Source organism: Moorena sp. SIO2C4 (genome assembly GCF_010672485.1).
Taxonomy (GTDB): Bacteria; Cyanobacteriota; Cyanobacteriia; order Cyanobacteriales; family Coleofasciculaceae; genus Moorena; species Moorena producens.
Window position 1 is genome coordinate 1 of sequence record NZ_JAAHGN010000700.1, and the last position, 4042, is coordinate 4042.

A 4042-nucleotide genomic window follows, 5' to 3' on the forward strand; every position below is an offset into this window, starting at 1 on the left:
GACCCCTGACCCCTGACCCCTGACCCCTGACCGCTGACCCCTGACCGCTGACCCCTGACCGCTGACCCCTGACCGCTGACCCCTGACCGCTGACCCCTGACCGCTGACCCCTGACCGCTGACCGCTGACCGCTGAATAAAGAATTCCTAAGCCAATCCTAAAATAGATCTAAAAGCTGACCGATAAACTTGAGTTTTGTGGCACGATAACTATCCTGACAAGAACAAATAGCAACAGGATTTAGCCATGACTCTACGATTGGGGGATACCGTACCCGACTTTACTCAGAATTCCAGCGAAGGGGAGATTAATTTGTATGAATGGGCAGGAGATAGCTGGGTGGTGCTGTTTTCTCACCCAGCCGACTACACCCCAGTTTGCACTACCGAGTTAGGTATGGTTGCTAAACTCAAGCCCGAATTTGAGAAGCGCAATGTTAAAGTGCTAGCCTTGAGCGTGGATGATGTTGACTCCCACAAAGGCTGGATTGGAGATATCAACGAAACCCAGACAACAACGGTCAACTACCCGATTTTGGCGGATCCAGATAAAAAGGTGTCTGACCTTTACGATATGATCCACCCCAACGCTGACAATACCCTAACCGTACGCTCTGTTTTCGTCATCGACCCACAGAAGAAATTGCGGTTAGTGTTAACCTACCCTGCTAGCACCGGTCGTAACTTTGACGAAATCCTGCGAGTGATTGACTCCCTACAGTTGACCGATGACTATAAAGTCGCTACTCCCGTTAACTGGACAGACGGGGGTGACTGTGTTATTGTACCCTCCATCAAAGATCCAGAAGAGTTGAAGGAACGGTTTCCCAAAGGATATGAGGAAATTAAGCCCTATCTGCGGATGACACCCCAACCGAACAAGTGAAATAATTATCTAGTCTGAAGGATGAAGGATTAAGGATACTTCATCCTTCATTCTTTAGAATTTAGAATTTAGAATTTAGAATTTAGAATTTAGAATTTGTAATTTAAACTTGATTTAAATGGATATCAAAGCAGGTTTTGTTGATACAGTTGGTAATACACCACTTATTCGCTTAAACAGCTTTAGCGAAGAGACGGGTTGTGAAATTCTAGGGAAAGCCGAGTTTCTCAATCCAGGAGGTTCTGTAAAAGACCGAGCTGCCCTCTATATTATTAAAGATGCAGAAGAAAAAGGCTTACTAAAGCCTGGGGGTACAGTTGTTGAAGGAACCGCTGGCAATACGGGCATTGGTCTAGCCCATATCTGTAATGCTAAGGGATACAAGTGCCTGATTATTATCCCGGAAACTCAATCCCAAGAAAAAATGGATACCCTCAGAACCCTGGGAGCTGAAGTTCGCCCAGTGCCAGCAGTACCCTACAAAAACCCCAATAATTATGTAAAGCTTTCTGGACGCATTGCCCAAGAGATGGATAATGCCATCTGGGCGAATCAGTTTGATAATTTGGCAAACCGACAGGCTCATTATGAAACTACTGGGCCAGAACTGTGGCAGCAAACTGACGGGAAAATTGATGCTTGGGTTTCCGCAACTGGGACAGGTGGAACCTATGCAGGGGTGGCGATGTATTTGAAAGAAAAAAATCCTAACCTTCAATGTGTAGTGGCTGACCCCATGGGTAGCGGTTTGTACAGTTATGTCAAGACCGGTGAAATTAAACCGGAAGGTAACTCTATTACAGAAGGTATCGGTAACAGCCGTATTACTGGGAATATGGAAGAGGCTCCCATTGATGATGCCATTCAAATTGATGACCACGAATGTCTCCGGGTAGTTTACCAGCTGCTGAGCCGGGATGGATTATTTATGGGAGGGTCTGTCGGGATTAATGTCGGAGCTGCTGTTGCTCTGGCTAAACAAATGGGACCTGGTCATACAATTGTGACTGTACTTTGTGATGGCGGTGGTCGTTATCAGTCACGGCTATTCAATCAGGAATGGTTGGTATCTAAAGGACTTTCTGTGGGTGATTGCAGCTCTTGAGGAAAAAGGCTGAAGGGTCATTAATCTAGTCATCTTTGTAAGTATTCAGCCAATGGCAACGGGAAACGGGGAACAGGGAGCAGACAGAAATCCTTGACACTTATTACTAACTAATCTTTAAGCTTAACACAAATAAAAACAAATAAAAGTACCCTTTCGAGTACTGTCACAGATGCCAGCAAACTTGGTATTGTAATTGATATAGATCAATATCAAGCCTTGCTCTGTCAGCACCTTGAGCAACCTAGGCACCACGGATGTCCCTAAAAAGACACCTACACACACTGGTGCCAAGGCTTTTCACTTTGGAAAGACACCTCAAGTCAACTGAGCTTTTGGTTATAACTTGAACCATTACTCCTTCGCTCTCTGGGGCCTAGGGGCTGATAGCTGTTTGCAGAAAGTGTAGCATGGGCGTCGCGGGTTAGCTGACCGATCAAACTAGATCAGTGTCACAAATCAAGACTTAATTCTCATTATTTATTAAGAATAATGATGAGGCTTCTTCAAGAAAAACTGAAGTAAGAAGCCTGAACTTCGTATGTTGATTTTTCTAGAGGAAGTACACCAGATGCAAACCCAAGACCTCCTAAAATCCCCTAATCGTCAAAAATTTGATGCAGTAGTTGATTCTAGCTGGAAACAAAAAGAAAACTCTGAGGTATATACATTTATTAAACGCCAACTCAAGTACTTCAATCTTGAACAGGAACTTGATATAGGCCAGATACTTTTTGAGGGCTGTATTCGTGGCGTTAGCAAAATTGAATCTGGACAAGATATTCAAGACCCCTCAGACTGGCTAAAATCTACCTGCTTCTACATAATCCTAGACCATATCCGAATCACTTACGTCTACAGCAGTTCTGACTGGGAGCTAAGCACAGGCAATTGGGAGCAAGCATCCCAAGGGCACGCCATGGGCACCTACAACTAATGTGGCAACTAATGTGGCAACTACTGATGTGGTAATTCCTTGATGATCACAAGGGCTATAGTCATTAGGGTCAGCAAGGACAAATGTAAGTAGCGAGGCATACTAAAACACCGCTATGGAAAGATTTTTTATGCCAATTTGGCAACACAGCTCGGTAACCTCATTGTTTCATGGTTATACCCTTGATGAATTTATTTTACCCTACCTACTTATCAATGTCACAAATCGAGACTTAATCGTCACTAAGTGAGTAATAGTGATGATAAGTTTTATCAAATACAATTGAAAGTCAGGGGCATCATGTGCTTTTATTTTTCCCGAGGAACTACACTAGATGCAACCTAGAAAACCTCCAAAGTCCCCTAATCGTAAACAATTTGATGCCGCTGTTAATTCTCTTTTAAACCAAAGAAATAAATCGGGATTGTTTGCATTTATTGAATTTAGACTAAAGCAGTTCAATCTTGAACACAAATTTGATATCTTTGACATATTTATTGAAAGCTATATTCGCGGAGTTAGCAAAATTGAATCTGGACAACATATTGAAAATCCATCAGCTTGGCTAAGAACAACCTGCTTAAATGTGATTAGAGAGCATTTTGCTAAGAAAGGAAAGCATTGGAAAAAAGAACGTGAATTTAGCTCTATAGAATACCAGATTAGCTCTAATGATGCTTCCGATTATTTATCGGATCAATATGTCAAGGAAATACTGTCAGATATTAGACAACTAGTAAGTCCTCTAGATTTTGATATTTTTGTGTTACGAGTCATGGAGGAATTGTCCTGGATTGAAATTGAAGAACGCCTGAACTTGGCAAGTAATACAGCGTTGCGAAAACGATATCAGCGTATGAGGAAAGTTTTGAGAGATTATTTTTTTGATATCGACAACTCTATGCTCGAAGACTATGGCTTATCCTGAAGTAAGCATATGCGCTACGCGCACGCTACTTGAGGTGCCGTCAGCTGTCAGCCGTCAGCTAAAAGCTCACGGGTGCGCGTTCAGCCGTCAGCTGTCAGCCGTTAGCCGTTAGCCGTCAGCTTATTTTATTAAAAAGCACCTCAAGTAGCACCATCTGTAGCCCATAAGCTGATAGCTGATAGCACCA

At 43.0% G+C, this 4042-nt stretch carries 5 protein-coding genes; all 5 read left to right on the forward strand.

The genetic code is table 11. From position 1 onward, the window contains the following. Positions 1 to 246 precede the first annotated feature (246 nt). Positions 247 to 885, forward strand: coding sequence for a peroxiredoxin (locus F6K20_RS27455; protein ID WP_008178020.1), 639 nt, complete (start codon positions 247 to 249; stop codon positions 883 to 885). 118 nt (positions 886 to 1003) lie between these two features. After that, entirely contained in the window at positions 1004 to 1990 is a 987-nt protein-coding gene (locus F6K20_RS27460; RefSeq protein WP_287296785.1) for a cysteine synthase A, read from the forward strand. 571 nt (positions 1991 to 2561) lie between these two features. After that, the gene (locus F6K20_RS27465; protein ID WP_287296786.1) at positions 2562 to 2927 is read left to right on the forward strand and encodes a hypothetical protein; all 366 of its coding nucleotides are present in this window, start codon (positions 2562 to 2564) and stop codon (positions 2925 to 2927) included. 334 nt (positions 2928 to 3261) lie between these two features. Then, the gene (locus F6K20_RS27470; protein ID WP_008178027.1) at positions 3262 to 3855 is read left to right on the forward strand and encodes an RNA polymerase sigma factor; all 594 of its coding nucleotides are present in this window, start codon (positions 3262 to 3264) and stop codon (positions 3853 to 3855) included. Next, on the forward strand, positions 3842 to 3967 hold the full coding sequence (locus tag F6K20_RS27475) for a hypothetical protein (protein WP_287249629.1): 126 nt from the start codon (positions 3842 to 3844) through the stop codon (positions 3965 to 3967). The genes F6K20_RS27470 and F6K20_RS27475 overlap by 14 nt, the downstream gene beginning before the upstream one ends. Positions 3968 to 4042 lie beyond the last annotated feature (75 nt).

Bases quoted from the DNA above. Each gene is read 5' to 3' on its own strand.
- F6K20_RS27455 (WP_008178020.1), top strand. From the start codon at position 247: ATGACTCTACGATTGGGGGATACCGTACCCGACTTTACTCAGAATTCC.
- F6K20_RS27460 (WP_287296785.1), top strand. From the start codon at position 1,004: ATGGATATCAAAGCAGGTTTTGTTGATACAGTTGGTAATACACCACTT.
- F6K20_RS27465 (WP_287296786.1), top strand. From the start codon at position 2,562: ATGCAAACCCAAGACCTCCTAAAATCCCCTAATCGTCAAAAATTTGAT.
- F6K20_RS27470 (WP_008178027.1), top strand. From the start codon at position 3,262: ATGCAACCTAGAAAACCTCCAAAGTCCCCTAATCGTAAACAATTTGAT.
- F6K20_RS27475 (WP_287249629.1), top strand. From the start codon at position 3,842: ATGGCTTATCCTGAAGTAAGCATATGCGCTACGCGCACGCTACTTGAG.